Below are 24,794 nucleotides of genomic sequence, written 5' to 3' on the forward strand. Positions count from 1 at the left end.
CCTCGCGACATCGGGAGGGAGGATCGCAGCTGCGGTCGTCCGTGCCGCCGTTGTGTCATGTCTCGGCCATGCAGTGCTCACGTGTGGGGGTGCCCGGTTGCCAACCATCGACGACCACGACGAAGGTGACGACCGCGACCGTCGTGACCGCTACGACGACCGCGGGGAACGCCACGGTGGTGACGGCTCCTACGACGAGCGCGCCGACTACGACGAGCGCGACGACGACAGCGACGGCGCCGACCACGACGACCTCGCCGACTTCGACGCGTTCCTCCGGGTCTCCGCCGGGCTCACGGGCTTCGACGAGGCGGAGCTGCGCGCCACCGGCATGGCCCACGAGCACCACCGCACCCTGCTGGCCCGCCGGGTCCGCGACGAACACGCCCTCATCCACCTCTGGTACGTCGGCGCCTGGCCGGGCGAGCCGCCCTCCTCGCCCCGCGCCCACGACCAGGGGCTGATGTGGCGCACCTTCCGGGGTGCCGCGCCCGGCGCCGCCGCGCCCGGGCACGGCAGCTGGGCCGAGGCGCCGCTCGGAGGCGGCCGGTGAGCGCGCGCTGGGACGCCGTCGTGGTCGGCGCGGGCTTCGCCGGGTCCCTGGTCGCCGAGCGCCTCGGCGCGCAGGGCTGGCGCGTCCTCGTCCTGGAGGCCGGCCACCCGGCCCGCGGCGCCGCCGCCACCACGGCGGCGTACCGCGCCGCCGGCGGCGGGACGCCCACCTCGCCGTACCCGCTCAGCGAGGACGCGCCGTCCCCCGACGTGAGCGACCTCACCGGGCGGCCGGACGGCGGCTTCGAGGCGACCGGCCACCTGGTGCAGCACGGACCGCTGCCCTACGCCAGCGGCTACCTGCGGGTCAACGGCGGCACCGGGCTGCTGTGGACCGGACTCACCCCGCGCATGCACCCCGAGGACTTCCGCACCGGCGACCTCGGCCACGGCCGCAACTGGCCGATCGGCTACCACGACCTCGAACCGTACTACCGCCACGCCGAGCGGGAACTCGGCGTGGCGGCCGACGCCGACCAGCAGCGCGAGGCCGTCGGCCTGCCCATCCCGGACGGCTACGCCTTCCCGACCCGCGCCATCGCCCCCAGCTACCTCGACCGGCAGCTGGCCCGCGCCCTCGACGGCCGTACCGTCCGCGACCCCGCCGTGGCGGCGGCCGCACGCCTCGCCGTCACCGCCACCCCGCACGCCCGCAACGGGCTGCCCGGCCGGCCCGCGGGGGATCCGCCGCACGGCCCGGGTGTGGCCGGCACGCCCTGCGCGGGCAGCGCGAGCTGCGTCCCGATCTGCCCGACCGGTGCCAAGTACACGCCGCTGCGCACCCAGGCCCGCTGGTCCGGGACCGTCGAACTGCGCACGGACGCCGTGGTCGGCCGGGTGATCGCCGACGGCACCGGCCGGATCACCGGGGTCGACTACCTGTCCGGCGGCGCCACCCACCGGGTCGAGGCCGACCTCGTCGTCCTCGCCGCCCACGCGATCGAGAACGCCCGGCTACTGCTCCTCTCCGGCCTGGCCAACCGCAGCGACCAGGTCGGCCGGAACCTGATGGACCATCCGGCCCTGCTCACCTGGGGCCTGATGCCGGACCAGGTCGGCCCCTACCGCGGCCCGGGGTCGACCAGTGGGCTGGAGGCCTTCCGCTTCGGCGCCGGCCGCACGCGCCGCGCGCCCTTCCGGATCGAGATCGGCAACTGGGGCTGGTCCTGGGCCGCCGGACCGCCGCAGGTCGAGGTCGCGGAACTGCTCGCCGCCGGGGTGCGCGGGAAGGAGCTGCGCGAGCGCCTCGGTGACCGGCTCGGCCGGCAGTTCGCCCTCCAGTTCGAGCTGGAGCAGCCCGCCGACCCGGCCAACCGCGTCACCCTCGACCCGGACCGGCGGGACAGGCTGGGGCTGCCCCGCCCCGCCCTGCACTACGACCTCTCCCCGTACGTGCGGCGCGGCATGGCGTCGGCCCGAGCCGTCTCCGACCAGCTGTTCGCGCTGCTCGGCGCCGAGGACCACACCCGCTACGAGGCCGGGCCGCGCTGGCCGGGCCGACTGGAACACGAGGGCCGCCCCTACGCCTACCGGGGCGCGGGCCACGCCGGCGGCACGCACATCATGGGCGACTCGCCGGCCGACTCCGTCGTCGACCAGTGGCAGCGCTGCTGGGACCACCCCAACCTGTACGCCGTCGGCTGCGGATCGATGCCCTCGCTCGGCACCTCCAACCCCTCGCTCACCATGGCCGCGCTCGCGCTGCGCAGCGCCGAACGGATCCACCGCGACCTGCTGGCGCTGCACCGCCCGGTGGCGATCGCCGCACCGGCGGGCCCGCCCGTGCCCGCCCGACAACTGACGGAGTCCTGATGACCGCCCTTCCGCTCCCGCCCGTCCCGGAGCCGTACCACCTGCCGTTCCACTACGGCGCGCTGCACAACATCGGCGTGGACTACCTGGTCGCCCCGGGCCCGTGCCGCGACCTGCTCGCCAAGCGCCACCCGGGCCTGGCCGTCGCCCTGTTCGACGGCATGGCCTGCGTCTCGCTCAACTACCAGCTCTACTTCGCGCAGTACCCGGGCGGCGGCGGGATCACCCAGGAGGTGGAGATCAACGTCATCGCCCACCCGCTGTTCGCCGAGGACCGCCTGCCGGAGCTCAACTACGGCCAGTACGCCCGGGGGTACGACCAGACCAAGCTGCTCGGGATCGCCCGGATGCACGTCCTGTGCGACAACCCGCTCGCCATCGACGCGGGCCGCAGGCTCTACGCCGAGCCGAAGCGGCCCGGCTGGTTCGAGGCCGAGATGCCCTCACTCAACGCCCCGTCCGTGCGCGAGCGGTGGTCGGTCTCCTGCCGCCGGGCCTCGCTCGGTCCGGAGGGACTGAACCGTCACGACCGGGAACTGTTCGCCCTCGAGGCCGACCTGGTGGGCCTCACTCCCGAGGCCGTCAACAACACGCCGATCACGGGCTACGGCACCGACGAGGAGGGCCGGCTGCTGGCCGGACCGCTCAACGTCCACCAGCAGTACCGGTTCTACGGGTTGGACGACCGCAGCGCGGCGCGCGTCCGGCTCTCCCTCGGCGAGCGGTCTGCGGTGGCCGACGCGGCTGACGTGGCTAGCGACGCCGGGGTGGCCGAGGAGGCCGTCGGCGACCTCGACCGGCTCGTCGGGAACGCCTCCGCCGCCGGAGTGTGGACGTACCAGTCCCCGCCGGTCGCCGCGCACAACCGCCCCTACTACGTCCGCTGAGCGGGGTCACCGTTCCGCCCCGGCCGCGGGTGACGGCCGCGCGTCAACTCGGTCCGCCCTCAGGGACCCTGAAAGGCTGACACCCACGCGGGAGGCCCCGCCGGACCGGGGCCTCCCGCCAGACTCCCCTCATGACGGGCAACTCGGAGCAACCGTTCGAGCCGGGCGCCACCGCCGTCCGGCGGGATGTCGTGCGCGGAAGGATCTGGACGGCGATGCCGCTGCACGTCGTCGCCGACACCGGCGCGGCACTCACCCTCGCCGCCTGGCCGGGTGTCGAGAGCCTGGCGCCGACCACCTGGATCGCGGCGCTGCTCACCGGCGACCAGGCGGTCCGCAAGCGGGGCGTCGACGACCTCGCCGCCGGACGCTGGGAACTCGGCCGCTGGGTCTGGCGCGACACCGTCGTCCTCAGCGACTTCACGGCCGGCGAGTACTTCAGCGTGCACCGCTTCTTCGCTGCCGACGGCCGCCCGCTGCGCTGGTACGTCAACTTCGAGCGGCCCCACCGGCGGACGCGGATCGGCATCGACACCTTCGACCTCTTCGTGGACCTCGTCGTCGCCCCGGACCTCTCCTCGCACAGCTGGAAGGACGAGGACGAGTACGCGCAGGCCAGACGGCTCGGCCTGGTCGACGACCCGCTCCACCGGGAGGTGAGCCGGGCGCGCGAGCGGGCCCTCGCCCTGCTCGCGGAGCGCCACGGCCCGTTCGCACCCGGCGCCACGAGGTGGACGGCCCCGCCGCCGCCGTCCCCCCTGCCCGCTCTGCCGCCTACGGCCCTCACCGCCCCGACCGGCTGAGGGTCCGGCCCGGGGCGGTAGGAACGGTGAGGGCCGTCCCGGGCGTCCACCGCGTCGGCCGGCCTCACCCCCGGGCCGATCGCGCGTCCGGCCGGCCGGCCGGAGGTGGCCCGTCACCACCCGGTGCCGCGCCCGCCGACATCGTGGCGACGACGGCCGAGGCACCGGCCTCCCGGGTGACTGGCTCGGCAGCCGGCTCGCCATCGTGCCTCGCCCCCGGAGCGGGCGACTCCTCGGCCGGCTCCGGCGCCCGCGACCAGCGGCCGGCGAGGAGGGTGCCGGCGATCAGCTGGAGCTGGTGGTAGACCATCAGCGGCAGTACCAGGAGCCCGGCCTGCGGCCCGAACAGGACCGTCGCCATCGGCAGGCCGCTCGCCAGGCTCTTCTGCGAACCGCAGAGCACGGCCGCGATACCGGACGCCCGGTCGAGCCCCAGCAGGTGCGCGCCGAGCCGGGCGAGGCCGAGGGTGGCGCCGAGCAGTGCGAGCAGCACCGCCAGCAGGCCGAGCAGTGCGCCGGGGGTGGTCATGGTCCAGATGCCCTGGGCCACCGCCGCACTGAACGCGGTGTAGACGACGAGCAGGATCGAGCCCCGGTCCACCGGGGTCAGGAGGCGTTTGTGCCGGGCCAGGAAGCCGCCGATCCGCGGGCGCAGCGCCTGCCCGAGGAGGAACGGCGCGAGCAGTTGCGCACCGATCCGGAGCAGCCCGTCGGCGGACAGGGCGGTGTGCGCGCCCAGCAGCCAGGCAGCCAGCAGCGGCGTGAGGAGCAGACCGGCCAGGCTGGAGTAGGTGCCCGCGCAGATCGCCGCCGGGACGTTGCCCCGGGCGGCGCCGGTGAGGGCCACCGAGGACTGCACCGTCGACGGGACGAGGCAGAGGAACAGCACCCCGGTCTGCAGCTGCTCGGTGAGCGGGCGGGGCGTCAGTGCGGCGGTGGCGAGCCCGAGCAGCGGGAAGAGGACGAAGGTGCAGGCCAGGACCAGCCCGTGCAGCCGTAGGTGCCGCAGCCCGGCCAGCGTCTCACGGGCGGAGAGCCGGGCGCCGTAGAGGAAGAAGAGCAGCCCGACCGCGAGGTCGCAGGTCAGCTCGGCCGCGCGGGCGGCCCGACCGGTGGCGGGCAGCAGCGCGGCGAGCAGTACCGTGCCCGCCAGCGCCGCCACATACGGGTCGAGGCCGCGCAGCCGGAGCCCCGACCGTGCCCGCCCCGGCCCGGGAGGGGGTGCCGCTGCGGTGCCGGGCACCCCTGCGGTGCCCGGCGCCGCACCCGGTACTGGACCCGGTGCCGGACCCGCCGCAGGGGCCCCGTCCCCCGGGATTTCGGTCTCCCGGACCTCTGGCTCCGAGGCGGCGGCTCTCGGAGCACCGGGCTCGCCAGCACTGGGCTCGCCGGCCCCGGGCCCGGGTGCCCGGTGCCGGAGCCCGCCGCTCACTCGCCGCTCCCTGCCGCGGAGTCGGCCGCACTGACCGGAGCGATCCCCAACAGCGTGCCCACCAGCGCATTGGCGGGGCCGTGGTCGCTGCCCGCCGTGCCCTGTCCGGTCTGGAGGTTGCCCGCCTTGTCGATCTCCAGGAGTGAGTCCGTACTCACCAGCGAGTCCGCATGCGAGTTGTCGATCACGGTGATCAGGCCGCCGCCCGCCACCGCGGGGGAGGCGGCGGCGCCGAGCAGGGCCCACGCCCCGAGCAGCCCGGCGGCGAGCCGCCACAGGGCCGCGGACCCGGCCCGCACCGCCCCGGAGGGCACCGCCGCGCGGCCCGGCACCGGGCCGCGCGGTGCGCACGTCACGCCCGCACCGCCTCGCGCCGGCGGGGGCGGGCGATGTTCCGCTCCAGCAGCTCGGTGGACTCGCGGACACCGATCTGCGGGCTGTCCTCGGCGGGGGCCGGCAGCCGGCCGTCGGCCACCTTCAGCCCGGCCAGCGCCTCGTCCATCGCCCGGTGGGCGGCGAACAGGCAGGGGGTGCTGTAGATGGCGACGTCCACGCCGAGCTCTCCCAGCTCGGACAGCGAGAGCCGGGGGGACTTGCCGCCGGCGATCTGGTTGAACAGCAGCGGCTTGTCGCCCACGACCTGCCGGATCCGGCGGATCCACTCCTCGCTGCGCACCCCGTCCACCAGGACGACATCGGCCTCGGTGGCGGCGAGCGCCTCGGCCCGCAGCAGGATGTCGCTCTCCTCGGTCGCGTCCGTCCGCGCCACCACCACGAGGTCGGTGCGGGCGGCGAGGACCTGGTCGAGCTTCTCCAGGTACTCCTCCAGCGGCAGGACCTGCTTGCCGTCGGCGTGGCCGCAGCGGCGCGGGCGCTTCTGGTCCTCCAGGATGACGCCGGAGGCGCCGATCCGCTCCAGCCTGCGCACCACGTGGCAGGCCACCTCCGGGTCGACGTAGCCGTCGTCGATGTCGACCAGGAGGTGGTGCTGCGGGAACGCGCCGCGCAGCCGCTCGACGAAGGCCACCATGTCCGGCCAGGCGATGAAGCCGATGTCGGGCAGGCCGTAGTAGGAGGCCGCGAAGCCGAAGCCCGAGACGAACATGCCGTTGTAGTGCTCGGCCGCGATCGAGGCCGAGTACATGTCGTAGACGCCGATGAGCGGGGTCGTTCCCTGGGCCGCGATGTCCTCGCGGAGGCGCTGTCCGTAGCCCGGCGCCGTGTCTTCGTGAAGCACTGCCTTCTCCTCACTTGCCAAGGTGGGGCGCGGCGCGAGGGTGGCTCCACCGGCCGGGAGCCGGAGACCACCCGATACGCGACGCGCACGGGACTTTGCCTGAACTTGGCCATTGCTAGGGCCAAATGAGGCGTTCTCACTATGCGGCCTTTAATGTTCCGTGGGCAAATCTTTAAAAGAAGTTCCCTCGTGTGAGTGATGAGGATTCATATTGATAGGAATGGCATATGAAAAGCCTGTGGCGGGGCGCATGACGCCCCGCCACCGACTCCGCGGGCGCCGGGCGAGGAGACCAGCCGCGCACCGCTCCCGGGCGGAGCCTGCGCGGCGGTGCCGGGCGGGCAGCAGCAGGGTCTCGACGCCGGTGCCGGGCACCCGCGGCGCGGGCCGGCAGGCGAGTCAGGACGGCTGTCGGTCCGGTCGCCGGAGCCGGAGCCGGCGGCTCGCCGCGTTGCGGACGCGGCGGGTCCGCCCCCGTTCGGCGGGCAGACCGAGGGCGTCGGTCGAGGTCGAGGCCGAGGTCGAGGTCGAGGTCGAGGTCGAGGTCGCGATCCGTTCGGCCGAGGCCGTGCGCCGGAACCGGTCCGCCGCGCCGGTGAGTTCCCGGGCGGTCCACGGCTCGTCCGGCGCGACCGCCCTGAGCAGGGTCCATCCGCGCAGGCGGCGGGTGAGGAACGGGCGGTCGCCGATCACCGCGGCCGTGCTGCGGCCCAGGTGGTGAACCGGGCGTCGGTCGGCAAGCCGGCGGCCCGGCGGACCCGGGTCCGCGTCAGTCGCGGTCCCCGTCGAGGTTCAGCCACCCGCTGACGACGTACCAGTGGCCGCCCGCGCTCAGGTGGTCGATCAGGGCGCGCTGGAGCGGGGTGTCCCGGGGCAGGGAGTCCAGCGGGCGGCCGGCGCTTCCGAAGACGTAGCGGAGCGGGTTGTCGTCCTCCGGCTCGCCGGGCGGGCGCAGCGGGGTGAACCGCTGCTGGAAGCGGAGGATGTTGGACTCCGCCCGCAGGTAGCGGCCGAGTTGGGGGTCGAGCAGCCAGGAGAAGATGCACGCCGCCGGGTACGGCTCGGTGGGGAAGTGCCGGGCGAAGAAGCCGCGGGCCCGGGCGAGCGCGCGGTCGCAGGCCTCGGGGGAGAGCGGACCGCAGTGGTCGGCGATGTGGATCTGGAGGCACCAGGGGCCGAAACCGGCTTCGGCGGCCGCCTCGGCGTCCGGCCCGGTGAGCCGTTTGCGCTGGAACTGGAGCCGTCCGAGCTGGAAGAGCTCGCCCCGGAAGTGCAGGGTCAGCCAGGCGGGGTTGCGCAGTCCGCCGGGGTGGCCCCGCCGGCGGCTCACCACCAGCTGGCGGCCGAGGTCGGCCAGCGTCGTCCGGGTCACCGCCGGGCTGATCCCGAGCGCGCGGTGGTACGCCCGGGTGTGCGGGGCGAGGGCGACGAAGAGCAGGGTCATGAGGTGCCCGACGCCCTCCAACCCGGTCGGCCGATCGCCGCGGAGCCCGGAGGACCGCCCGACCGTTCCGACCGCCGCCGACTGTTCGCGCAGGGCCTCGTCGAAGGCGGCCCGCAGCCCCCGGTCCCGGGCCAGTCCGGTGCGTGCGGCGAGGACGGCGTTCACCTCCTCGAACGGGACGGCGAGTTCGAGCAGCGCCTCGGGCAACTGCTCCGTGTCCGGCAGCGTGAACGGCTCCACGGGAACCTCCTCAAGGTCCGGCCCGGCAGCGACCCGCCGACCCTATCGGGGAACGGCGGTGGCGGCCGGGGCGATCGGGACACCGGAGGCGCCCGGAGCCGGGCCGGGGCGCGGGGGCTCAGCGCAGCAGCGTGAACACCAGCGCGCAGACGCCGCCGAGCGCCGTCCCGGCGAGTACCTGCGCGGGGGTGTGGGCCTTCAGCACCAGCCGTGACCAGCCCACCGCCGCCGGTGCGGCGGCCGCCACGGGCAGCACGGCCGGGCCGAACGCCAGCACCAGGATCATCGCGGCGCCGCCGGCCACGGCGTTGTGCAGGGAGATCTGCCACCCCACCGTGACGGCCAGCGCCGACACCAGACCGGCCAGCATCGCGACGACCAGCGCGCCGACCTCCGCCGGAGCGTCCAGCGCGTACAGCAGCGCCACACCCGCCACCACCGACAGCAGGCTGGCGGCCATCGGGACGACGCGCTGACGGCGTACGCGGATGTGCTTGTCGGTCAGCGTGCCGCGCCGCACCCCGAGGGCGATGATGCCCAACGGCACCACCCCGCAGAACAGTGCGGCCAGCAGCCCCCAGCCCGTCCCCGACCAGCCCGCGGTGCTGTGCGCACCGACGAGCAGCAGCAGGGCGATGACCAGATGCGCGGGGGCCAGGGTCTCCGTGACGATCCGCGCGGTCCGCTCGCGCGGTGAGGCGGTGGCGAAGGCGGGCGGCTCGGGCGGCACGAAGGCGCTCATCCGGGCAGCTCGGAGCGGGTCGGCAGGGCGTCGGTCGGGTGCATCGCGACACCCTACCGACCGGGGGCGACACCGCCCTCCGCCGGGGCCGGGTACCGGGCGGGGTCGAACCCGGCCCCGCCGGACCAACGCCCGACAGCGCGGCGGATCAGCCGGTCCGGACCACCGGCCGGGCGGCCCGGCGGCTGCGCAGCGCCTGGAGGAGGCGCCTGGTCGCACGGGTGGCGACCGGCGGCAGCAGGTCCAGCGCCAGGCGCCGCGAGGCCGAGCGCGATTGGGCCGAGCCCGGCTTGACCGGGTACTTCAGCCGCACCACCCGCGCCCCGGCGATGGAGTCCTCGTCCACGTTGTAGCCGCCGGCCCGCCAGTCCCGGTCGAGCAGCACCCGCTGCAGCGCCTCGGCGTCCCCCCAGGTGCCGTAGAACTTCATCGGGGTGAGCAGCACCGGCCGGAGCCCGCCGGTGAACACGGCCTGCCAGACCGCCGCCGAGACACCGGGCGTGTGTTCCGAGCGGTAGTCGTCGAGCACGACCAGGCCGTTCTCGCCCAGTGCCGCCCGGGCCACCTCGATGTCCCCGGCGACGTGCTCGTAGAGGTGCGAGGCGTCGACGTGGACGAAGCGGCAGCTGCCGTCCGGGATGCGGCGGTCGGCCAGCACCGAGGTGGGGGCCTGCACGATGACCGGCAACTGCGGGTGGAACTTGAGGTAGTTGGCCTCGAAGGCGCTCCTGGTCAGGGTCTTGCGGTAGGACATCGTCATCTCGGCGGCGTTGTCGGCGTCGCCCGCCTCGGAGTCGAACAGGTCGCAGACGGTCAGCTGCTCGCCGGGCCGGAGGTGGTCGCCGAGCAGGACGGCGCTCCGGCCGAGGTAGGTGCCCAGTTCGAGGATGTCGCCGGTCTGGCCCGCCGCGCTCTGCCCGGCGAGGAAGTGGGCGAAGGCCTCCTGGTCGACCTTGAAGAACCAGCCGGGGATGCCGTCCCGCGTCAGGTGCTGCGGGCGGGCGGTTCCGGTGTCGGCAGTGGGCACGGCGGCCTCCAGGGGTGCGGGCATGGCCCGGCGCGTACGGTTCACCCCGCGGCGGCGCCATGGTGTGAGGCGGATCATCATAGCGACGACAACACCCCGTTGCGCCAGGCCCGGAACGGGATTCGACGGGCCTTTTCGCACTCCTGCGCACCGGCCCCTCACGGGCCCTCGGCGACCGGGCCGGGCAGGCCCGGACCGGAGTCCGGCACGGCGGCCCCGGGACCGTCCCCGGGCAGGCCGCCCCCGCCTCAGGAGGGCCGGCCGCGTTCCAGCCCGGCGATCGTCTCGGCCAGCCAGGCCCGCTCGGCGGCGCCGGACGCGCGTGCGACCAGCAGCATGCCCCGCCGGAACGGGCTGGGCTCCTGCTCCGCCGTGACCGGCCGGCCCTGCGCGTCGTAGAAGAAGCTGCTCGGCGCCTCCAGGAACGCCAGCCGGCGCCGCAGCACCGCGGCCTGCGCGGCGGGGTCGGTGAGGCGGTCGAGGAAGGCGGCGACGGCGAAGAAGCGGATCTGGTCGGAGATCTCGACCTCGGCCGGGTCGGCCAGGCGGCGCTCCAGTTCGGCCCGGCCCTGGGCGGTGAGCTCCAGGACCTGCCGCGGCACGGCGCCGCTGCCCGGTTCAGTGCGGCGCTCCAGCAGCCCGGCCTTCTCCAGCCGGGTGATGGCGGGGTAGAGCGCGCCGTCGCTGACGGGTCGGACATGACCGGTCAGGCCGGTGATCCGTGACTTCAACTCGTAGCCGTGCAGCGGCTCGTCGTACAGGAAGCCGAGGATCGCGAGGGTGAGCACCGGGACAGCCCCCTTCCGTCGTCGCGCGATCCGTCCGGCCGTCATGCTACCTCTTGCCGATGTGCATCGAAACGAGGTATCTCTATTCGAGATAGCGGGACAGCGAGAGGGCGGGACGCGGGCGAGCGGCCGAGCAGGCCGACCGGGCCGTGGAGCCGACGGAACCGGGGGAGCGACCGTGCGAGGACACCTGTCGAGGCTGATCGGACTGGCGGGCCCGGTCTACGCCGGGCTCCTGTCCGGGGTGGTCGCCTCGGTCATCGGGACGTACTGGGTGGGCCGGCTCGGCGGGTCCGCCGTCGCCGCCGTCACCCTCGCGGGCACCGTCGAGAACCTGCTGCTCGGCCTGGTCCTGGTGGTCGGCTCCGGCACCATCGTGCGGATCTCGCACGCCGTCGGCGCCGCGGACCTCGCGGCGGCCGGGCGTACCGCGCGGGCGGCCTGGCGGCTCTGTGCCGGCGGCAGCCTGGTGCTCGCCGCGACCGGCTTCCTGCTGCGCCACCCGATCGCGAACGCCTTCCTGGACGGCCCCGCCGCCGGGTTCGCCGCGGACTACTTCGCGGTCTCCTTCCCCGCCGTCGGCCTCTTCTTCGGCCAGCGGGTGGCCGACGAACTCTTCAAGGGCACCGGTGACACCCGGACGCCGATGCGGATCGCCCTGCTGAGCAGCGCCCTGCTGCTCGTCCTGGACCCGCTGCTGATCTTCGGCGCCGGACCGCTCCCGGCCCTTGGCGTGACGGGGGCGGCCGTGGCGCTGACCGCCTCGCGTGCCGCGGCCTTCGCCGTCACGGTGCTGCTCCGGCGGCGGCACCGGCTGGCCGCCCCGGCGGGCGGGCTGCTCCCGGAGTCCCGCCGGATCGTCTCCGCCGGCGCGCCGTTCGGCTTCGACTTCACCGCCCGGATGGGCGTCGGCACGGCGCAGCTCGGCCTGGTCGCGGCCTTCGGCGTCCCGGCCGTGGCCGGCTACGGGGTGGGCTACCGCGTGCTGTTGATCGTGACGATGGCCTTCTACGCCGTACGGCAGGCCGCCGCCATCGAGGCTGCGCGGCTCACCGGCGCGGGTGACACGGCCGGGCTGCGCACCCTGGGCCGCGACACCGCCCGGCTGGCCGGAGCCCTCGGCGCGGGCGCCGCCGTGCTCTGCGCGGCGCTGGCGGTGCCGGTCACCGCGTTGTTCACCGAGGACCGGGCGGTGGCCGCCCAGTCAGTCGGCTTCCTGCGGATGACCGGGTTCTATCTGCTGCCCTACGCCCTGGTGGTGGCGCTCGGCGGCGTGTTCCAGGCCACCGGCGCGGGCCGCCCGCTGGTGGTGGCCGTCCTGCTCGGGCTCACCGTCCAACTCGTGGCCGGCGTGGCGCTGTCGGGCCCGCTCGGTGTGGACGGCCTCTGGGCCGGCATGGCGCTCGGGGCGGTGGCCCAGCTGGGCCTGATGCGCCTGCTGGTGACGAACCGCCGACGGCCCGCACCGGCGGTCGGGCCGTCGGAACCGTCGGAACCGTCGGAGGAGCCGTCCGTGTCGTCCGTGATGTCCGTGCCGTCGGAACCGGTCGGACCGGGTGCCGGGGTCGACCGGCTGCGGGCGCCGGTGGAATGACACCCGCCCCCGGTGCTGCCGCCAACTCGCCTGCCGGGAAGGCTCTGTGGCCCGCACGGTCAGCCCGGCTGCCGCACCTCGGTGACCGCCGCCCGGGGCCGCGCCGGGAGCCGGGTGGTGAGCAGGGCGCCGACGGCCGCCGTGGCCGCGAGGGCGAGCAGGGCCGGGCCCATGGCGGTCACGAGCGGCCGTCCCGCGCTCAGGAGGGTCGCGGCCGCCGTGCCGAGGGTGGGGCCGATGTTCATCACCGTCTGCTGGAGCCCCCCGGCGACGCCCGCGTCGGCCACCGCGGCGTCGCGGACCAGTACGGCGGTGGCGGTGACCATCACCGTGCCGAACCCGGTGCCCAGGAGGAGGAAGCTGCTGCCGATCGCGACGGCGCCGGACGACCCGTCGAACCGGGCGGCGAGCACGGCGCCGAGCGTGACCAGCAGCATCCCCGCGCCGGCCGTGGCACGGGCCCCGTGGCGGCGCATCAGCACGGCGGAGGCCGGGGCGGCGGCCACCATGGTGACGGCCAGCGGCAGCGCCCGGAGCCCGCACTGGAACGGGTCCAGGCCGAGTACGTCCTGGAGGAAGTAGGTGGCCAGGAACAGCGTCCCGAAGAGCGCCGCGGACGCGGTCAGCAGCACCCCGAGCGCCGACACGACCGTGGGCGACGCGATCACCCTCGGCGGCAGCAGCGGGTGCGCCGCACGTCGCTGCTGGTGGAGGAAGGCGAAGCCGAGCAGGGCGGCGGCGACGAGGCCGAGCCGGGTGGTGGCCGTCCAGCCGTGCTCGGGCACGCCGACGAGGGTGTGCACCAGGCAGACCAGCGCGGCCGCGAGCAGGCCCGCGCCCGCCAGGTCGAGCGAGCGCGGGGAGCCGGCGGCCCGGTCGGTGGGCGGCTGCGGAATCCGTACGGCCAGGGCGGCGAGTCCGGCTGCCACGGCGGGCGCGACGGTGAGGAAGAAGACGGCGCGCCAGCCCAGTTGGGCGGTCAGCGCCCCGCCGACCACCGGCCCGGCCGCGGCCGCCAGCCCGATCGCGCTGGTACGCAGGGCGATCGGCATGGCGAGCCGGTCGGCCGGGTAGGCCGCCCGCAGCATGCCCAGGGTGGCCGGCTGCAGCAGGGCGCCCGCCACGCCCTGGGCGACGCGCAGGCCGATCACCCAGCCGACGCCGGGCGCCAGGCCGATCGCGGCCGAGGTCGCGGCGAAGCCCAGCACGCCGATGGCGAAGACGCGTTGGTGGCCGTAGCGGTCGCCCAACCGCCCTGCGAAGACCAGCAGGCTGGCCACCGCGATCAGGTACGCGGTGCTGGTCCACTGCACGGCGGTGAAGGAGGCGTTCAGGTCGTGTTGCATCGTGGGCCGGGCGACGGTGAGCACGGTGCCGTCCAGCGCCACGATCGAGGCGCCGGTGATGCTTCCGGCGAGGGTGAGGCGTTGGCGCGCGGAGGTGGTCACCGGGCCTCCGGGCCGAGGTGGGCGGTCAGCGCGGCGCGCAGCAGCGGCTCGATGTCGTCGCTGCCGGTGGCGAGTTGCAGGCTGCCCCAGGCCCGGAGCTGGGCGAGGCCGTGCAGATTGGCCCAGAGCGCACCGGCGACGGCCGCGGACTCCGCACCGCTCGGCGGCCGCACCTCGGCGACCAGGCGGGTGAAGGTCCCGAAGAGCGGGAGGCTGGTCTGCCGCAGGCCGATGCCGCTGCCCTCCAGCAGGTCGTGACGGAACATCAGCTCGAACATGCCGGGCGCGGCGGCCGCGTAGTCGAGGTAGGCGCGGGCGAGTGCGGCGAGCCGCTCGCGCGGCCCGGTGCCCGCGGTGTCGTCCGCGTGGGCGAGTGCGGCGGCCAGCTCGTCGAAGCCGTGCCGGGCGATGGCGGACAGCAGCTCGACGTGGGTGGCGAAGTAGCGACGGGGCGCGCCGTGCGAGACGCCGGCCTGGCGGGCGATCTCGCGCAGGGTGAGTGCGTGGACGCCCTCGCCGGTCACCAGCTCGACGCCGGCCGCCACCAGTCGGGCGCGCAGGCCCGTGTCCTGATCGTTCATGGACACTGTCTACCAGGGCGGCGTAGACAGTGTCTACTCGCCGGCGCGGGGGTGGGCCGGGCAGAATCGGCGGTATGGACGAGGGCGGCGAACCGGCGTGTTGGCTGGACCGGGTCTGCCCGGAGTGCGGGCGGTTGCGGGAGCGGAGCGGGCCGGAGCCGTGCGAGAACTGCGGTGCCCGGCCCGAGTCCGGGGCGGACCGCGGGGTGGACCGGGCCGCCCACCCGGCGGCGGGGCCGGAGGCGGCGGTGTGAGCGGACCCCGGGGCCCCGGGGCGGATCGGGCCCGCTGATCCGCCCCGGGGCCGTGGTCAGCGCGGAAGCCCGTTGGCCGGCTGCTCCTGCGCGAGCCCGTCACGCGCGAGCCCGTCCTGTCCGATCCCGTCACGCGTGAGCCCGTCCGGCGCGCCACCCCCCGGTGCGGCACCTTCCGGCGCCGCGCCGTCCTCCGGGTCGGCCGCCGGCAGCCGTTCGGTCCCCGGCAGCCGTTCGACGGCCGGCGCGTCCTGGACGGCGGGTGTCCAGGGCCCCCGCGCATGCCCACGCCCGCGCAGCGCTGCGAGCCGCTCCACGGCGGGCTGGGTGTACCGGGCGGCGAGCGGTCCGGTGACCACCAGGATCAGCACGTACGCGGTGGCGAACGGACCGAGCTCGGGTTCGATGCCCGCGGTGACGGCCAGTCCGGCGATGACGATCGAGAACTCCCCGCGCGAGACCAGCGCCCCGCCGGCCCGCCAGCGGCCGCGCTCGGCGATCCCGGCCCGGCGGGCGGCCCAGTACCCGGTGGCCACCTTGGTGAGCGCGGTGACCAGGGCCAGCAGCAGCGCGGGCAGCAGCACGGGCGGGATGCTGGTGGGGTCGGTGCTGAGCCCGAAGAAGACGAAGAAGACCGCCGCGAAGAGGTCCCGCAACGGGCTGAGCAGGGTGTGCGCGCCCTCGGCGGCCTCGCCGGAGAGGGCGATGCCGACCAGGAAGGCCCCGACCGCCGCCGACACCTGGAGCTGCTGCGCGAGGCCGGCGACCAGCAGGGTGAGCCCGAGGACGACCAGCAGCAGCTTCTCCGGGTCGTCGTGCGACACGAACTTCGAGATCACCCGGCCGTAGCGGAGCGCGACGAAGAGCACGGCGCCGGCGGTGGCGAGCGCGATGGCGAGGGTGATCGAGCCGGCGAGCAGCCCGGCGCCGGCCAGCAGCGCGGTCAGGATCGGCAGGTAGACGGCCATCGCCAGGTCCTCGAGCACCAGGATGCTGAGGATCACCGGGGTCTCCCGGTTGCCGAGCCGGCCGAGATCTCCGAGCACCTTGGCGATGACCCCGGAGGACGAGATCCAGGTGACGCCGGCCAGGACCACGGCGGCGACCGGGCCCCAGCCGAGCAGCAGTGCGGCCGCCGCGCCGGGCAGCGCGTTGAGCAGGAAGTCGACGGCACCGGCCGGGTACTGGGCCTTGAGGTTGGTCACCAGGTCGGCTGCGGTGTACTCCAGACCCAGCATCAGCAGCAGCAGGACGACGCCGATCTCGGCGCCGGTGGCGACGAACTCCTCACTGGCGCTGAGCGGCAGCAGCCCGCCCTTGCCGAAGGCCAGTCCGCCGAGCAGGTAGAGCGGGATGGGTGAGAACCCGTACCGGCCGGCTATTCGGCCGAGCAGGCCCAGCACCAGGATGACCGAGCCGAGTTCGATGAAGACGGTCGCGGTGTGCATCCGATCACTCCCTGCCCAGGATCGCGGCGGCGGCGTCCACGCCCTCGCGGGTGCCGATCACGATCAGGATGTCGCCGCCGGCCAGGCGGAAGTCGGGTGCGGGGGACGGCACGGCACCGGTGCGGCGCAGCACGGCGACGATCGAGGCGCCGGTCGCGGTGCGCATCCGGGTCTCGCCGAGCAGCCGGCCGTTCCAGTGGGAGGTGCCGTCGACGGGGAGGCGCTCGGCGACCAGACCCAGGTCGGTGGTGTGCAGCAGGCCGGGATTGTGGTGAGCGGGTGTCAGGGCGTCGACCAGGGCGGTGGACTCCTCGGCCGTCAGCCGGAAGGCCTGGGCGCAGGCGTCGGGGTCGTCCGAGCGGTAGACGTTGAGGCTGCGTGAACCGTCCCGGTGGGCGATGACGGACAGGTGCCGTTGTTCTCGGGTGGTGAGGTCGTACTGGACGCCGACGCCGGGCAGGGGAGTGGTCCGGACACGGGGGATCGACACGGCGGCTGTCCTCTCGTCAGGGCTTCCCGCTGGCGTGCGCGACAGCTGCCGGAACAGGGCCGGCCCGGCGGGCGACCGGCGGCCCCCGACGGGCCGGCCGGCGCCGCACCGCGTGCGACACGCGGAAGCGCTACCGTGCCAATAGTAATGAGTGTGTAAAGCCCTCCTGGTGGGAGGGGGCCGGAAGGCCTCCGGAGGGGCTCCCGGGGGACGATCCGACGGAGTGTCCGACGGGGTGTCCGACGGGGGGCCCGAGGTGCTCGGGGTGCTCGGCTACCCCGGGCGCGGACGTGCGGAACCCCGGCCGCGGTGTGCGCGTGGTCGCGCACTCCGGACCGGGGTACCGGTTCGACGGGTGGCCGGGCGGTGCCGGCGGGCTACTGGGGCGGCTGGTCGCGGAACTGCTCCTTGGCCTTCTCCTGAGCCGTGTCGACGTGGCCGCTGTACTTGCCCTGGGTCCGCTGGTCGACGGTGTCACCCGCCTTGTCGACGGCCTTGTCGGCCTGGTCCTCGTGGCCCTTCAGCATCTGCTTGATCTTGTCGATCATGGACATTCGGTCACACTCCTGGATGAGACGGCCCCACCCCTCCAGGATCGCCGCGCTGTCGGATGTCCGCATCCGGTCAGCTTTCGCGTCAGGGTTGGAAATGTGGCGCCGAGCATGTCAAATCGGGATCTCCATGGACTCTCGGAAGGACTTGCCGTGAATGCTCGGACCAGCCGCCCGACCGCCTCACCCCGCCCGGGGACTGCCCGGACCCGTCGGGTCGCGAGCTCCGCGCTGGCGGTGGCGGCCCTGGTGACCCCGTTGCTGCTGGTCGGTACCGGGAGCGCCGCGGCCGATCCGGACCCCGGCCGCAAGGGCGCCAAGCTGGCCGCCCGACTGGTCGACGAGAGCAGCGCGGGCAGCGCCCACCGGACGCTGGCGGCGCTTCAGCGGATCGCGGACCGCAACGGCGGCAACCGGGTGGCGGGCTCGCGCGGCCACGACGAGTCGGCCCGCTACGTGTACGAGCAGGCCCGCCAGGCCGGGCTGAAGGTGTCGAAGCAGGAGTTCGAGTACACCTTCTTCCAGGCGCTCTCGCAGCGGCTCAGCGTGGTGTCGCCGCAGGCCGAGGACGTGCCGGTGATCGCCATGACGTACTCCGTCGGCGGCCCGGAGGGCGGTCTGACGGCCCCGCTCGCGGTCGTCCCGGCGGACGACACCACCGGCTGCGAGGCGGGCGACTACGCGGCCGGCGCGTTCACCGGCCGGATCGCGCTGATCAAGCGCGGCGGCTGCAGCTTCGCCGTCAAGGCGGCCGCGGCGGCGGACGCGGGCGCGCTCGGCGCGATCGTGTACAACAACACCGAAGGCGACCTCAACGGCACCCTCGGGGAGCCGACGGCCGGCCGGCTCCCGACCGGCGGGATCACCAAGGCGGCCGGCGAGGCGCTGGTCGCCAAGGCCGCGGCCGGCCCGGTCACCGTCGGCCTGGACATCCGCACCTTCATGGAGAAGCGCAAGACCTGGAACGTCATCGCGGAGACCCGCGGCGGCGACCCGGCGAACACCGTCGTCATCGGCTCGCACCTCGACTCCGTGGTGGCGGGCCCGGGCATCAACGACAACGGCTCGGGCTCGGCGGGCGTCCTGGAGGTGGCGAAGAACCTGGGCAACCGGCCGGTGAAGAACAAGGTCAGGTTCGCCTGGTGGTCCGCCGAGGAGTTCGGCCTCAAGGGCTCCGAGGCCTACGTGGCGTCACTCTCCGAGGCCGAGCAGAAGAAGATCAAGCTCTACCTGAACTTCGACATGATCGCCTCGCCCAACTCGGCCCAGTTCGTCTACGACGGCGACGACTCCGACCACGTCGGCTCCGGCCCCGGCCCGGACGGCTCGGCGCAGCTGGAGCGGCACATCACCGACTACCTGGACCGCCGGGGCCTGCCGCACGAGGGCACCGACTTCACCGGCCGCTCCGACTACGGCCCCTTCATCGACGCCGGCATCCCGGCCGGCGGCACCGACACCGGCGCCGAGGTGATCAAGTCCGCGGCGCAGGCGGCGCGTTACGGCGGCACCGCCGGGGTGGCGTTCGACACGTGCTACCACAAGGCCTGCGACGACCTGCGCAACCTCGACATGAAGGCCTTCGACGTCAACATCGACGTGATCGCCGACGCCGTCGGCACCTACGCCTGGGACCTCTCCTCGCTGCACGCGCCGGTGACGCCGCAGCACACCGACGGCCAGGCCGGCAGCGGCGGCGGCCTCCAGGACGGCCACGCCCACGAGGTCGCGGCCTGACCACCCGGGGCCCCGCCGCCGGGCGGGGCCCCGGCCTCGCGCCGACCTGCCGTGCCGCCCTTCCGCGCTGCCCTGCCGTGCCGCCCTCCGTGCCGCCCTGACCTGCTCCGGTCTGCCGTTCCGTGCCCCGGGTCGCCGGGTCGTACCCGGACGGCGGCCGATCGGCCGGGGCCGATGAGTGCGCCGCCGGGCCTCCTGACACCATGGCACCGAGATCACGTCACCGTGACACCCTCGGAGGAGTCAGCATCATGAGCACGCACTACGACGTCGTCGTCCTCGGCGCAGGCCCCGGCGGCTACACCGCCGCCGTCCGCGCCTCCCAGCTGGGCCTGCGGACCGCCGTCATCGAGGCCAAGTACTGGGGCGGGGTCTGTCTCAACGTCGGCTGCATCCCCTCCAAGGCACTGCTGCGCAACGCCGAGCTGGCGCACATCTTCACCAAGGAGGCCAAGACCTTCGGCATCAAGGTCGAGGGCACGGTGAGCTTCGACTTCGGCGAGGCGTTCCGCCGCAGCCGGACCGTCGCCGACGGCCGGGTCAAGGGTGTCCACTACCTGATGAAGAAGAACGGCATCACCGAGTACGACGGCCGGGGCACCTTCGTCGACGACCGCACCCTCCAGGTCGCCCTGACCGGCGGTGGCTTCGAGGTCGTCACCTTCGACCACTGCATCATCGCGGCCGGCGCCACCACCCGGCTGCTGCCCGGCACCAGCCTCAGCGAGCGCGTGGTGACCTACGAGGAGCAGATCCTCACCGAGGAGCTGCCGGGCAGCATCATCATCGCGGGCGCCGGCGCGATCGGCGTCGAGTTCGCCTACGTGCTGCACAACTACGGCGTGAAGGTCACCATCGTCGAGTTCCTCGACCGGATGGTGCCGCTGGAGGACGCCGAGGTCTCCGCCGAGCTCGGCAAGCAGTACCGCAAGCTCGGCATCGAGGTGCTCACCTCGACCCGGGTGGAGTCGATCGACGACAGCGACCCGGCCGCCAAGGTCAAGGTCACCGTCACCCGCGACGGGCAGCAGCAGGTGCTGGAGGCCGACAAGGTGCTCCAGGCGATCGGCTTCGCACCCCGGGTGCACGGCTACGGCCTGGAGAACACCGGTGTGAAGCTCACCGACCGGGGCGCCATCGACGTCGACGGCCGGGGCCGTACCAGCGTCGACCACATCTTCGCGATCGGTGACGTCACGGCCAAGCTGATGCTGGCCCACGCGGCCGAGTCGATGGGCGTGATCGCCGCCGAGACCATCGGCGGGGCCGAGACCATGGAGCTCGACTTCGCGATGATCCCGCGCGCGACCTACTGCCAGCCGCAGATCGCCAGCTTCGGCTACACCGAGGCGCAGGCCCGCGAGCTGGGCTACGACGTCAAGGTCGCCAAATTCCCGTTCACCGCCAACGGCAAGGCGCACGGCCTCGGCCACCCGATCGGCTTCGTCAAGGTCATCAGCGACGGCAAGCACGGCGAGCTGCTGGGTGCCCACCTGATCGGCCCCGAGGTCACCGAGCTGCTGCCGGAGCTGACCCTGGCCCAGCAGTGGGATCTCACCGTGCACGAGGTGGCCCGCAACGTGCACGCCCACCCGACCCTCGGCGAGGCGGTCAAGGAGGCGATCCACGGCCTGGCCGGTCACATGATCAACATGTGACGCGCGCGCGGGCGCGGGCGCGGGCCGGACCGCGGCCGCACGGGCAGGGCACCGGATGGCGGGACCGCCGCCCGGTGCCCTGCGGGCCGGACCATGGCCAATCACCTTCGATTGGCCATGGTGGGCCGCGGGAGGCGCCGCCTATCGTCCCGGCATGCGCATTCACGTGATCGACGCCTTCACCGACCGTCCGTTCGCCGGAAACCCGGCAGGTGTGTGCCTCCTGCCGGCGGGGGAGTGGCCGGACGACAGCTGGATGCGGCAGGTGGCCGCCGAACTGAACCACTCCGAGACCGCGTTCGCCCTTCCGCTGGCCGGCGATGCCGAGGCCGACTGGGCGATCCGCTGGTTCACCCCCGTCGTCGAGGCCACCCTGTGCGGCCACGCCACCCTGGCCACGGCACACGCCCTCCGCACCGAGCGGGGGACCCTCGGCACCGTCCGGTTCGGCAGCCGGCACCACGGGGTCCTCGTCACGCACACCGACGGGACCGGCGCCATCACCCTGGACTTCCCGGCCGCGCCCGGCACGGAGGTCCCCGCGCCGGAGGGACTGGCCGAGGCGCTGACGGTCGAGCCCGAGTCGACCCGGCACACCGGTCGGCTGGGTGACCTGCTGGCCGTCCTGCCGGACGAAGCCGCCGTTCGCGCGCTGGCCCCCCGACTGGCGGAGGTGGCCGCCCTGACGCTCCGTGAGGGCCTGCGCGGCATCATCGTCACGGCGCCGGCCGCTCGGGACGGCGGCGCCGCGTACGACTTCGTCTCCCGCTTCTTCGCGCCCGCCCGGGGCATCCCGGAGGACCCGGTCACGGGCAGCGCCCACACCGCGCTCGCCCCGTACTGGTCGGCGCGCCTGGGCCGCGACCGGCTCGCCGGCCTCCAGGTGTCCGCCCGCACGGGCCTGGTCCGAACGGCCCTGCACGGTGACCGCGTCCACCTCACCGGCAGCGCGGTCACCGTCCTGGACGGCACCCTGCACGTCTAGTCGTACCGGGCGGTGTCCCGGGGAGGCCGAGGTCGGTCCAGTGAACGCTCGGCCGCGGTTTCGCGGGAAGACCAAGGAAATCAGGGTCAATTGCCGTGGCAGGTAGCGGGACGGACTCGCGTGACATTGCGAGACATACGACCTGAATCAACCGATGCGGGACGTGTGCAATCTTCCGTTCGGAAGAGCGGCTTGCTAGCCTGATTCCCGGGGGGAGCGGAGTGTCTCTCCTGTCACAAAAGGGGGATTTTGTGCGCAAGAAGATTCTTGGCCTGATCGCATTTCCGGCAATTGTCGGAGGCCTTCTCGCTCCCGTGGCACCGGCGGCGGCGGTGGGTGGCGCTCCCGACAGTGTCATCGACCCTCCGGGCATTCACTACCTCTCGACGTGGGTCGGTCAGGGGAGGTGTTTGGCTGTTCCGGCGAACGGTGCCTACGGCTCGACGGCGACCCTCGTCCAGTGCAACCCTTTCGACGACCAGAGTTGGGCCGTGCCCCAGGCGGGCAACACGGGCGTGATCCGCAACAAGTATTTCAAGAATACGTACGGAACGGGTTGCCTGACAGTACAGGGCGGTGCCGAGAACAGCACGGCATTCATCTACAACTGCACCGACCTCAGGGACCAGCTGTGGAGTGCCGAGCTTGTTCCGTTTCACAACGGAGCGGTGCGGTACAGGAATGTCAACAGCGGCATGTGCCTGACCGCACAGGGCACCACCGTGGGTACCGCCGCGATGCAGTACCCCTGCAACGACTTTGCCGACCAGATCTGGGCGGCTTGATTCCGGGCCATCGCAGGATCGAGTGCCTCGGGGGTGAAGCGGAGGGCTGAGGCCCTCGTACCGGGCCCCCACGGGGCGCGAGGACGGTGCTGACGGCAGCAGGTCGAACGGCCCCCGACGTGGTGGCGCCCTTGTGGGTCCTGCCCTGGCCGTCTCCTTCCGGTTGCCGCCGTCGCCGTCGCCACGGTCTGCGGTGTTCGCCCCGGTGCCGGTACCCACCGGCGCCGGGGCGAACGATCGAGCGCTCGGTTCGGTGCCGGAATCCGCCCGGAACCGCAGTGACCCGACCGCCCGGAACGCAGTGACCTGACCGCCCGTGTCCCGGCCGCGACCGTCCCGGCGGACGTGCGTCAGGTGCTGCGCCAGGTCAAGTAGGTGCCGAGCCGGTCATGGTCCGGCGGAGCGGCGTGTCGCGGGGCGGTGGGGAACGACGAGGTGCTGGACGTCGGCATCGAGGAGCCTCCGCGGCGAAGGGACGGGTGGCTGTCCCGGTGAACTGCCGGCCCGACACCTTGTTCCGGGAAGCCGAACACGCAGCGAACGCCACCCGGTGGGGCTGGCCTTCTGCGGCGGCGGGTCAGATGTCGGCGAGGCGGTCGGAGAGCTCGAGGGCTGCGGTGGCAGGGGCGAGGGCGGTGCACAGGCCGATGACCTCGTGGACGGTGGGGCGGACGAGGTGACGACGATGTGCACCGAGCGGTCGAGGGTGCGGATCGCCGCCCACGGGTAACCGTTCGGATCCCGCCGCCCGCACAGCGCGCCCCCGCCGGCCCCGCGAAAAGCGCTCGCCGGACGCGTCGTCGCCCTGTTACCGTCGGAGACATGAAGCGCGCTGCAGCCGTCCTGACGACGACGCCGGAGAGAGTCCCGGTGCGCTGACTGCTGACCTAGTCCGAAGCCCCGGGGCCGAGCGCCCCGGGGCTTCGTCGTACCCGGCCCGCTCGGCCCGGAGCGCCGCCTGCGGATCCCCACCGCAGGCGTCACCCCGCAGAATCGAGTGGAGACCGCCACCATGAACGACCACCGCCGGCTCGGCCGCGAACTCGACCTCTTCGACACCGACCCGCTGATGGGCGCCGGTCTGCCGTACTGGCTGCCCGACGGTGCCGCCGTCCGGCACGCCCTGGAGGAGTTCGTCCGAGGGCGCGAGCAGCGGGCCGGCTACCGCCATGTGTACTCGCCGGTGCTCGGCAAACGTGAGCTGTACGAGATCTCCGGCCACTGGTCGCACTACCGGGACGACATGTTCCCGCCGATGGACCTGGGGGCCGAGCAGGTCGTGCTGCGCCCCAGCCTCTGTCCGCACCATGCGCTGATCTACCGCTCCCGGGCCCGCAGTTACCGCGAACTCCCCCTGCGCATGGCGGAGTTGGGCGGCATGTACCGCTCCGAGCTGTCCGGTGTGCTGGGCGGGCTCACCCGGGTCCGGGCGATCCAGCTGAACGACGCGCACATCTTCTGCACCCCCGAGCAGGCCGCCGACGAGGCGGTGGCCGCGCTGGAGCTGATCCGCGAGGCGCATCGCGCGCTCGGGATCCGGCCCGTCCGCTACCGCCTCTCGCTGCCCGGCGAGGGCGGGAAGTACGTGGCCGACCCGGCGCTCTGGCAGCGGGCCACCGCGCTGCTGACCGAGGTGCTGGAGCGCTCCGGGGTGCCGTTCGAGGCGGCCGAGGGGGAGGCGGCGTTCTACGGGCCGAAGATCGACGTCCAGATCGCCGACGCCGCCGGGCGCGAGTCCACCCTCTCCACCGTGCAGATCGACTTCCACCAGCCGGAGCGGTTCGGCCTGCACTACATCGGCGCCGACGGGGCCAAGCACCGGCCGGTGATGGTCCACCGCAGTGTGATCGGCAGCGTCGAGCGGGTCGTCGCGCATCTGATCGAGCTGTACGGCGGTGCGTTCCCAGCCTGGCTGGCGCCCACCCAGCTGGTCCTGCTGCCCGTCTCCGAGGGTGAGGTCGCCCGGGCCGAGCAGCTGCGGAGGCGCTGTCTCGACCAGGGGCTGCGGGCCGAGGTCGCCGGGCCCGAGCACGGCAGTCTGGGCGCGCGGATCCGGGAGGCCCGGCTGGTCCCGTACCAGGCGGTGATCGGGCCCAGGGAGGCGGCGGACGAGCGGGTGGCCCTGCGGCTGCGCGACGGGCGCAGGCTCGACCCCATGCCGGCCGAGGAGGCGCTGGCCCGGATCGGGGCCCTGGTCGGGGCGTTCGCCGCCCAGCTGTGGGAGGCGGCGGCGCCGGCCGGGGAGTAGGGCGCCCCGACGCCCCGGGCCCGGCCCGCCCGGGGCGTCGGGGCCGTCGGG

Annotated in this window: 23 protein-coding genes; 10 read left to right on the top strand and 13 right to left on the bottom strand. The window is 74.1% G+C overall.

From position 1 onward, the window contains the following. Positions 1-97: 97 nt before the first annotated feature. The 4 genes from ACWDRR_RS25045 (at position 98) to ACWDRR_RS25060 (ending at position 4,054) form a co-directional block, all read left to right on the top strand. A complete protein-coding gene (locus ACWDRR_RS25045) occupies positions 98-553 on the top strand; it encodes a hypothetical protein (protein ID WP_449774446.1) in 456 nt (151 codons plus the stop codon). Beyond that, the gene (locus ACWDRR_RS25050; protein WP_449774447.1) at positions 550-2,364 is read left to right on the top strand and encodes a GMC family oxidoreductase; all 1,815 of its coding nucleotides are present in this window, start codon (positions 550-552) and stop codon (positions 2,362-2,364) included. Before ACWDRR_RS25045 ends, ACWDRR_RS25050 begins: the two co-directional genes overlap by 4 nt. Then, positions 2,364-3,251 (top strand): hypothetical protein, encoded by an 888-nt coding sequence (locus ACWDRR_RS25055; RefSeq protein WP_449774448.1) that lies wholly within the window; start codon positions 2,364-2,366, stop codon positions 3,249-3,251. The genes ACWDRR_RS25050 and ACWDRR_RS25055 overlap by 1 nt, the downstream gene beginning before the upstream one ends. A gap of 131 nt (positions 3,252-3,382) precedes the next feature. Continuing rightward, on the top strand, positions 3,383-4,054 hold the full coding sequence (locus tag ACWDRR_RS25060) for a DUF402 domain-containing protein (RefSeq protein ID WP_449774449.1): 672 nt from the start codon (positions 3,383-3,385) through the stop codon (positions 4,052-4,054). Positions 4,055-4,118: 64 nt separating this feature from the next. On the opposite strand, the gene ACWDRR_RS25065 is transcribed toward ACWDRR_RS25060, so the two are convergent. The 8 genes from ACWDRR_RS25065 to ACWDRR_RS25100 form a co-directional block, all read right to left on the bottom strand. Next, on the bottom strand, positions 4,119-5,237 hold the full coding sequence (locus ACWDRR_RS25065; protein WP_449774511.1) for a bile acid:sodium symporter family protein: 1,119 nt from the start codon (positions 5,235-5,237) through the stop codon (positions 4,119-4,121). A gap of 245 nt (positions 5,238-5,482) precedes the next feature. Further along, a complete protein-coding gene (locus ACWDRR_RS25070; RefSeq protein ID WP_449774450.1) occupies positions 5,483-5,842 on the bottom strand; it encodes a hypothetical protein in 360 nt (119 codons plus the stop codon). Then, entirely contained in the window at positions 5,839-6,723 is an 885-nt protein-coding gene (locus ACWDRR_RS25075; protein ID WP_449774451.1) for an isocitrate lyase/PEP mutase family protein, read from the bottom strand. The genes ACWDRR_RS25070 and ACWDRR_RS25075 overlap by 4 nt, the downstream gene beginning before the upstream one ends. Positions 6,724-7,122: 399 nt before the next feature. Beyond that, complete coding sequence (locus ACWDRR_RS25080) at positions 7,123-7,416, bottom strand: hypothetical protein (RefSeq protein WP_449774452.1); 294 nt, start codon at positions 7,414-7,416, stop codon at positions 7,123-7,125. Between the two features lie 76 nt (positions 7,417-7,492). Then, positions 7,493-8,407 carry an acyltransferase domain-containing protein gene (locus tag ACWDRR_RS25085; protein WP_449774453.1) on the bottom strand — a complete coding sequence of 305 codons (915 nt, stop codon included), beginning with the start codon at positions 8,405-8,407 and terminating at the stop codon, positions 7,493-7,495. Between the two features lie 118 nt (positions 8,408-8,525). Beyond that, a complete protein-coding gene (locus tag ACWDRR_RS25090) occupies positions 8,526-9,149 on the bottom strand; it encodes a phosphatase PAP2 family protein (RefSeq protein WP_449774454.1) in 624 nt (207 codons plus the stop codon). Positions 9,150-9,297: 148 nt separating this feature from the next. After that, on the bottom strand, positions 9,298-10,200 hold the full coding sequence (locus ACWDRR_RS25095; protein ID WP_449774455.1) for a class I SAM-dependent methyltransferase: 903 nt from the start codon (positions 10,198-10,200) through the stop codon (positions 9,298-9,300). Between the two features lie 224 nt (positions 10,201-10,424). Next, entirely contained in the window at positions 10,425-10,964 is a 540-nt protein-coding gene (locus ACWDRR_RS25100) for a PadR family transcriptional regulator (RefSeq protein ID WP_449774456.1), read from the bottom strand. Positions 10,965-11,142: 178 nt separating this feature from the next. Between ACWDRR_RS25100 and ACWDRR_RS25105 the strand changes: the two genes are divergently transcribed. Next, the gene (locus tag ACWDRR_RS25105; protein WP_449774457.1) at positions 11,143-12,558 is read left to right on the top strand and encodes an MATE family efflux transporter; all 1,416 of its coding nucleotides are present in this window, start codon (positions 11,143-11,145) and stop codon (positions 12,556-12,558) included. A 59-nt stretch (positions 12,559-12,617) separates the two neighbouring features. Here the strand turns inward: ACWDRR_RS25105 and ACWDRR_RS25110 are convergent, their stop codons facing one another. The 5 genes from ACWDRR_RS25110 to ACWDRR_RS25130 form a co-directional block, all read right to left on the bottom strand. Beyond that, complete coding sequence (locus ACWDRR_RS25110) at positions 12,618-14,006, bottom strand: MFS transporter (protein ID WP_449774458.1); 1,389 nt, start codon at positions 14,004-14,006, stop codon at positions 12,618-12,620. Next, positions 14,003-14,587, bottom strand: a complete 585-nt coding sequence (locus ACWDRR_RS25115; protein ID WP_449774459.1) for a TetR/AcrR family transcriptional regulator — start codon at positions 14,585-14,587, stop codon at positions 14,003-14,005. The genes ACWDRR_RS25110 and ACWDRR_RS25115 overlap by 4 nt, the downstream gene beginning before the upstream one ends. Positions 14,588-14,897: 310 nt before the next feature. Further along, on the bottom strand, positions 14,898-16,289 hold the full coding sequence (locus ACWDRR_RS25120) for a cation:proton antiporter (protein ID WP_449774460.1): 1,392 nt from the start codon (positions 16,287-16,289) through the stop codon (positions 14,898-14,900). A gap of 4 nt (positions 16,290-16,293) precedes the next feature. Further along, complete coding sequence (locus ACWDRR_RS25125) at positions 16,294-16,779, bottom strand: cation:proton antiporter regulatory subunit (RefSeq protein WP_387881492.1); 486 nt, start codon at positions 16,777-16,779, stop codon at positions 16,294-16,296. Positions 16,780-17,156: 377 nt separating this feature from the next. After that, a complete protein-coding gene (locus ACWDRR_RS25130; protein WP_402389225.1) occupies positions 17,157-17,333 on the bottom strand; it encodes an antitoxin in 177 nt (58 codons plus the stop codon). Positions 17,334-17,561: 228 nt separating this feature from the next. Between ACWDRR_RS25130 and ACWDRR_RS25135 the strand changes: the two genes are divergently transcribed. From ACWDRR_RS25135 to thrS, 5 genes are all read left to right on the top strand, one after another. Next, complete coding sequence (locus ACWDRR_RS25135) at positions 17,562-19,067, top strand: M28 family metallopeptidase (protein ID WP_449774512.1); 1,506 nt, start codon at positions 17,562-17,564, stop codon at positions 19,065-19,067. 251 nt (positions 19,068-19,318) lie between these two features. Beyond that, the gene (gene lpdA / locus ACWDRR_RS25140) at positions 19,319-20,725 is read left to right on the top strand and encodes a dihydrolipoyl dehydrogenase (RefSeq protein ID WP_449774461.1); all 1,407 of its coding nucleotides are present in this window, start codon (positions 19,319-19,321) and stop codon (positions 20,723-20,725) included. Between the two features lie 154 nt (positions 20,726-20,879). Further along, on the top strand, positions 20,880-21,710 hold the full coding sequence (locus ACWDRR_RS25145; RefSeq protein ID WP_449774462.1) for a PhzF family phenazine biosynthesis protein: 831 nt from the start codon (positions 20,880-20,882) through the stop codon (positions 21,708-21,710). A gap of 251 nt (positions 21,711-21,961) precedes the next feature. Further along, complete coding sequence (locus ACWDRR_RS25150) at positions 21,962-22,495, top strand: RICIN domain-containing protein (protein WP_449774463.1); 534 nt, start codon at positions 21,962-21,964, stop codon at positions 22,493-22,495. A 964-nt stretch (positions 22,496-23,459) separates the two neighbouring features. Beyond that, positions 23,460-24,743, top strand: a complete 1,284-nt coding sequence (gene thrS / locus ACWDRR_RS25155) for a threonine--tRNA ligase (RefSeq protein WP_449774513.1) — start codon at positions 23,460-23,462, stop codon at positions 24,741-24,743. The last annotated feature ends 51 nt before the right edge of the window (positions 24,744-24,794 follow it).

The sequence above is a fragment of the Kitasatospora sp. NPDC003701 genome, assembly GCF_053587085.1.